General features: G+C 38.8%; 5 protein-coding genes. All 5 read right to left on the bottom strand.

Annotation, left to right across the window (positions count from 1 at the left end; all coding sequences use genetic code 11):
- Positions 1–151: 151 nt before the first annotated feature.
- A complete protein-coding gene (locus tag QME58_13860; protein ID MDI6804900.1) occupies positions 152–700 on the bottom strand; it encodes a hypothetical protein in 549 nt (182 codons plus the stop codon).
- Positions 700–4,779, bottom strand: a complete 4,080-nt coding sequence (locus QME58_13855) for an SdrD B-like domain-containing protein (GenBank protein MDI6804899.1) — start codon at positions 4,777–4,779, stop codon at positions 700–702. The genes QME58_13860 and QME58_13855 overlap by 1 nt, the downstream gene beginning before the upstream one ends.
- Positions 4,780–4,838: 59 nt before the next feature.
- Positions 4,839–5,390 (bottom strand): cob(I)yrinic acid a,c-diamide adenosyltransferase, encoded by a 552-nt coding sequence (locus QME58_13850; protein MDI6804898.1) that lies wholly within the window; start codon positions 5,388–5,390, stop codon positions 4,839–4,841.
- Between the two features lie 4 nt (positions 5,391–5,394).
- Positions 5,395–5,736, bottom strand: coding sequence for a DUF5615 family PIN-like protein (locus tag QME58_13845; GenBank protein ID MDI6804897.1), 342 nt, complete (start codon positions 5,734–5,736; stop codon positions 5,395–5,397).
- Positions 5,708–6,086: DUF433 domain-containing protein (locus QME58_13840; GenBank protein ID MDI6804896.1), on the bottom strand; the 379-nt coding region annotated here is incomplete at its 5' end. The genes QME58_13845 and QME58_13840, both read right to left, overlap by 29 nt.

Below are 6,086 nucleotides of genomic sequence, written 5' to 3'. Positions count from 1 at the left end.
TGCATGCTCAAGGAGATATAAAATGACCCACTCGAGTACGCGAAGACCCATAATTCTACAGCAACTTAGCATTGGGAAATTAAAACCACGATTAATTTTATTAATAAGGTAAGCATAATAATGAAACAATAACACACATCTTTATGTGGTTTTAATCCTCAAATTCAATTTTATCTGTATAATTTCGATAACTCATTATCGCGAATGCAAATCCACTTAAAATCCCCGCAAAACAAATTAATAACCCTAAATAATAGACTGCCAGTCCAATCGGCTCGGCTAATTCAAGATTATTGGATAGCAGCCAATTCCAGTCGTGTATCAATCCCTTCGCAATTAGACGCAGCTTCCTGAAAGGCGCATCTTGAATATAGACACTTACATTAATCATACTCTCCCCTAACCAGAAAGCGGCATAACTAACGTTCCGAACATTTTGCCGCCACGTTACTATTATTAATGCAAGCGGTAATAGAACTTGAAATAATGAACCTCCCAAAAAGTAAACCCATCTGCCGAATATTTTAAAGAAGAAATGTCCCGCTTCATGAATAAATAAATTGATAATGTCGAGAACAAATATCGCAAATGGTGGTCTGTAAGAAAATGATGCCGGATCATATCCATCAACTAAGAAAAATAAAAGATACCCTAGATAAGTAAAAAATAATAACTTAATGCTAAGTATAAGGTATTTCATTATTGAACAAACAACATCTTTTTAATTTCCGTAACACGCTTTCCGGGATTATCGACAGGCGTAGCATCAAGCTTATAAAAGTAAATGCCTGAACTTAAATTTAATCCATTATTTTCCGGCGTCCAACGCTGGTTATGATAACCGGCTTCCTGGATTCCCGAAAACAAAACCGCCACTTCCCTTCCTAACACATCAAACACACTAAGCCGAACCCGGCTAATCTCAGGCAAAGAGTATTTGATTTCTGTGGTTGGATTAAATGGGTTTGGATAGTTTTGAAGCAATGCAAATTCTTCAGGCACACTATTGTTTGTGACTATAAGCGAAATGTTTTTAATGTCTTCTATTTCTAAAACTCCGCTTCCTGAAATGGCTCTACTATTTTCGGCATTATTTTGTAGCTGATACCTGACGTCATCACCATCTTTTACGTTCCACGTAATTTTTATTGGATTGCTGTTCGATTGAATTAAAATTGGAAGTTCAAAAGTATTCTGAAATTTATCGGGAATCAATTCTATAAACTTTCCCGTTTCGAACCGAACATCAAACGCGTCGGTTGGCGGTATAGGAGGCAGTTCGCCATAAAACCGATTTTTGTTTTTTCCAAAATACAAAGTCTGCTTTTTACTGCCGGCTTCAAATGTTAGTGAATTTAAACTACTAAGGTTTTCCGCATAATTTATTGTCTTCAGTTTTGATGAAGTGGTTTGTGATAAATATAACTTTCCATCATTTGCTGCTTTTATCCAATATCCTTCCATCGGTTTAATTTTATCGGCATTATAATAACCGGAGTTGAAGCCAAAAAATTGGCTGGCGAGAATCCCCGGTGGGTCTGTTGTTAACGATGAAATTAAAACCGAATCAGAAATTGAACCGACGATGTTCCAACCTTTTCGAAGTTGAATCGAATCCGATAAAATTTGCCAACCATTGATAAAAATATTTTGAGGGGAAGAATATTTTACCCAATATCCTTGCCCCGATGATAATGAGTTTGCCTGGATATATTTTCCTGAATATCCGTAAACCTCCGCAGAGGTATTAGGAAATATCGCGTCACGATACCAATCTAAAACATAAAGTGGTACTGAAACTAAATTCCAACCTTCGTTTAGATTTCGATTGACACTTATTGAACTCATTGCATAATTTCCAAAATCTTTTCCGCTAACGTTCGAACTTCCGGTAACTTCAAGCGAATATGCACGCGAGCCGGCGTTCTGTCCAAAAGTATTGAGAACAACACCCGCCGCTCCAACTCGTGGATAAGTTTGTATCCAATCGGTTTTTAAGCTCTCTTCAACAGTGTACGTTCCGGCATTCAGGTTTGAAAAAATATAATCACCCTCTGTATTTGTAACTGCCCGCCGCTCCAAGAGTCCATCTTTAAATAATTTAATTACCCAATTTTCTATTTTCGGATTACCGATAATTGAACTGTCTCTTTCAACATCGAAGTATTTTTTACCACTAATAGAGCCGAACTGGAAATTACCAAAATCAATATTCGTTATGTTCGCACCTTCAACAAGCGAAACTAAATAAGCACGACTGCCGGCATTGTAACCGTAATTAGTTAGTGTAACATTCAACGAACTAACTCGTGGAAAAGTTTGCATCCATCCTGTACTTAAACTTTCTTCAACTGTATATGTTCCGGGTGGAAACGAATTAAAAGAATAATTTCCGCTTCCGTCTGTAACTGTTCGGGTTTGTAGTAAACCATTTTTGTATAATTTAATAACCCAACCGGCTAATCCGGTATTAGAAGCGATGGAGCTATCCTGTTCAACATCGAAATATTTTTTACCGCTGATGTTGCCTGTGATTTGCGGCAGCGCCATCTCAAAAATACCTCTGCCGTGAGTTCCGACTCTTAATATTCGAGTTGCTGAATGATAACTAAAACTTACTGCCGCAGTGTTAGGAAAACTTTGGATCAGTTTAACCCAACCTAAACCCGCATCCTCTGTAACATAAACACCAAGGTCGGTTGCGACAAAATATCTGTTGTTGGCGTTTGTTGGATCAATAAAAATATCGTTTGCCGGAATATCGGGAAGTGAGGTGGAAATATTCGTCCAGCTATTTCCTGAATTTGTCGAACGGTAAACGTGCCCAGTTCCAAACCCAGAAACTGTAACAAATAAAATATTTGATGAATCAGGATGAAACCGAACTCGTGTCATATACCGGGTTGGTAAACCGGAAGTTATATTTTGCCAGTTCAACGCGCCATCGCTGGATATGAAAACCGCCGGCGAAGATGTCCCTTCGGAAGCAAGTGCAAGTAATAGGTTGGGATTTGTACTACTAATATCCATTGCGTTAATGCGAGTTGTTCCTAACAAAGCGTTTGAAATCGGAGTCCAATTACTACCACGGTCAGTAGTTTGATACACCCGGTATGTTGCCGTGTAGAGAGTTGTTGGAATTGTAGGATGGATTAAAATGGGAGCGATCCAGGCACCACTTTCAAGTAATCCAGATGTAATTTGATAGAATGAATTTCCGCCATCTTGACTCCTATAAATCGATCCATAAACATATTCTCCATAAATAAAATTCGGATTGGAATAATCGAAAACGACCTGACCGCCGTCGCCCCCAATAACACCAACCCAATTTGAACTACCCGGCGGGCGACGTTGTGTTGCATTATCTTGCGTTCCACCGATAAGATGAGTTACATCGTGAGGACTTGTTGCGATATGATAAAATTGAGTTATAGATAAATCAGAATTTAAACTCGTAAATGTAGAACCGCCATTTGTTGATTTATTAATACCACCATCGTTGACTATAAATATTGTGTTTGGTTCAGATGGATGAAATGCCATAGCATGCTGATCAACGTGTGCTTTACCATCCCAGCTTGTTACTAATCGTGTCCAAGATGTTCCACCATTTGTTGTTTTCATCAAATCAACATTTCCGACATAAACGATATCCGGGTTTTGAGGATTTACAGCAATGTGTAAATCATACCAGCCTTGGTCATAATAGGTACTGCCCCAAATCCCACCAAACCAGTAATTACCACCGGTACGAAACCATGAGCCTCCACCGTTTGTGCTTTTAAATACTCTTGTTGAGTCGCTTGAATAAATTACAGAATAAATCGTGGAGGGACTATTTTGAGATTGTGAGATGTGCATTCTTCGAATTGAACTTGCTGAAACCAATCCGCTGTTTTGCTGAACCCATGTTAACCCGGCATCAGTAGATTTGTAAAATCCGCTTGAAGATGCCGCATTGCCAACAGAAGCATAAACTGTATCTTGGCCTGTCGGATGAATGATTACATCAAAGGCACGAGTTACATTGAGCGTACGAGTCCAGTTAGTGCCACCGTCGGTACTCCGCCAAACACCTTGATTGTTGGGTGTAGCAGCATACCATAAACCTTGAGCAAGTGCCGCATAAACAAAATTAGAGTTGGATGACCTGACAGCAATTTTTGAGAAGTGAGTGTTGCTGCCAAAACCGTTTGTAATTCTTGTCCACGTGTTTCCTCCATTCGTAGATTTAAGAAAACCGGAGCCGAAGTATGTCGTCCGGTCTGTTCCAGCTAATGCTTCACCGGTTCCAGCAAAAATTATTTCAGGATTATTCGGATCGATTGCGATAGCTCCCATAGCCAAGCTTGCTTCATTTTCAGTTAATGGAAACCACGACAATCCACCATTCGTAGTTTTCCAAACTCCGCCGTTCGCAGCACCGATGTAAATGATATCCGGGTTTAATGGATGGACTGCAACGCTCCGCATTCTTCCCGAAATATTTCCCCAGAGTGGGCTGTACGACATTGTTGCCGCAGGTGATGGTCCAACATTAATCCAAGTAGGATAAGAAACCTGCAATAAATTTTTGTTGAAAAACCTGCTAAGAATTTTATCCTGTTCATAAGCTTGCATCCGAGCATTTTCTGGTATCTCATCGAAAGGAAGAGCGCGTTGTTTGTAAAACCATTCTTCACGCAACGACCTGTTCTCCCCTTCTTCTTCGGGGATACCATCTTTGCCGATTTGGGAATTGGTAAGGTTGGGAAGGAATAGGAATAGGAATATCATAAATAAAAAAAAGAGACGGTTACGCATAACAAATTGCTTTCTGTAATTATTTAAAAAATTTATATTTTCTTGGTCCAGGTTATTTCATTTTCGTTTTGAAGATGGTTAACCCACCTTGCCAGCACAAACAAAAAATCGGAGAGACGGTTTAAAAAAATAATAGGTTGTGTGCCCATCTTTTCTTTTTTAGAGAGTTGTACGACTAATCTTTCAGTGCGGCGACAAACAGTCCGTGCAAAATGAACATGGGCTGTGAGCAATGAGCCGGCCGGAAGTATAAAATTCCGAAGCGGCTTTATTTCTGAATCTAACTTATCAATCAATTCTTCCAAAAACTTTGCATCATCTTCAGAAATTCTCGGAACATTTTTATTTTTTCTGTTCGATAATGGCGAAGCTAAATCGGCGCCGAGTGTAAAAAGCTGATGCTGGATTTTAATAAGCGCCTCATCAACTCTTTGGGGCGGGTTCATTGCCCGGCAAATACCGATAACCGAATTCAGTTCATCGACGGTTCCGTAAGCTTCAATTCGAATAGCAGCTTTAGAGACTCGTTTTCCTCCATAGAGAGAGGTTTCACCTTTGTCGCCGGTTTTTGTGTAGATTTTCACGCGTTTATATCCACCACGTTTGGTTATTAACTTCTTCTAAAGCCTTTGAATGGATAAAAACGGCTAATGCATGTACGAGGACACTAACATCTACCTTCCGTGTAAGAATAATTCCATGATGGCTACGTTGTTGTTTCCAATATACTTTAGCTAACAAAATAAAATCTTTGGCATTTCTTGTTACAATACAACCTCCCTCACTCACTGCAAATTCTAATTGTTTATTGTCTGTGGCTCCTAAATTATGCATTTTTCTTGTGCTGACAACATCATAACCACGGCTTTTTAGTGCCAATTCAATACCAATTGGAATATCTTCATCCAAGTATAATTTTACCTGACCCATTATAATTTTTTTGTGTTAGAATATCCAACTCATGGTTTTGCTGTTTTATCTCTTTATCAATTTCTCTTTTATTTTCATAATAATAAGAAAGTGCGTCGTATACCTGAGAGTGATTTAAATGCGGATAGCTCACAACAATTTCATCAACCAACATCCCCGATTTTTCCAATTCAGCAATCGTAGCAACCGAAATGCGAGTTCCTTTTATTACAGGTACTCCACCACAAATTCCTTCTTTTTGCCAAATGTAAGGGTGAGAAATTTTTGTCTTTAATTTATACTTGATAGTTTTATTTTTATTTAAGGGCAGTTCCAAAAATTCAAATATAAGTTTAGTGTTATAGATTTTA

Source organism: Bacteroidota bacterium, from assembly GCA_030017895.1.
Lineage (GTDB): Bacteria > Bacteroidota > Ignavibacteria > UBA10030 > BY39 > JASEGV01.
The sequence above is the reverse complement of the archived record's forward strand: the minus strand, read 5'-3'. Positions and strand labels throughout refer to the sequence as shown.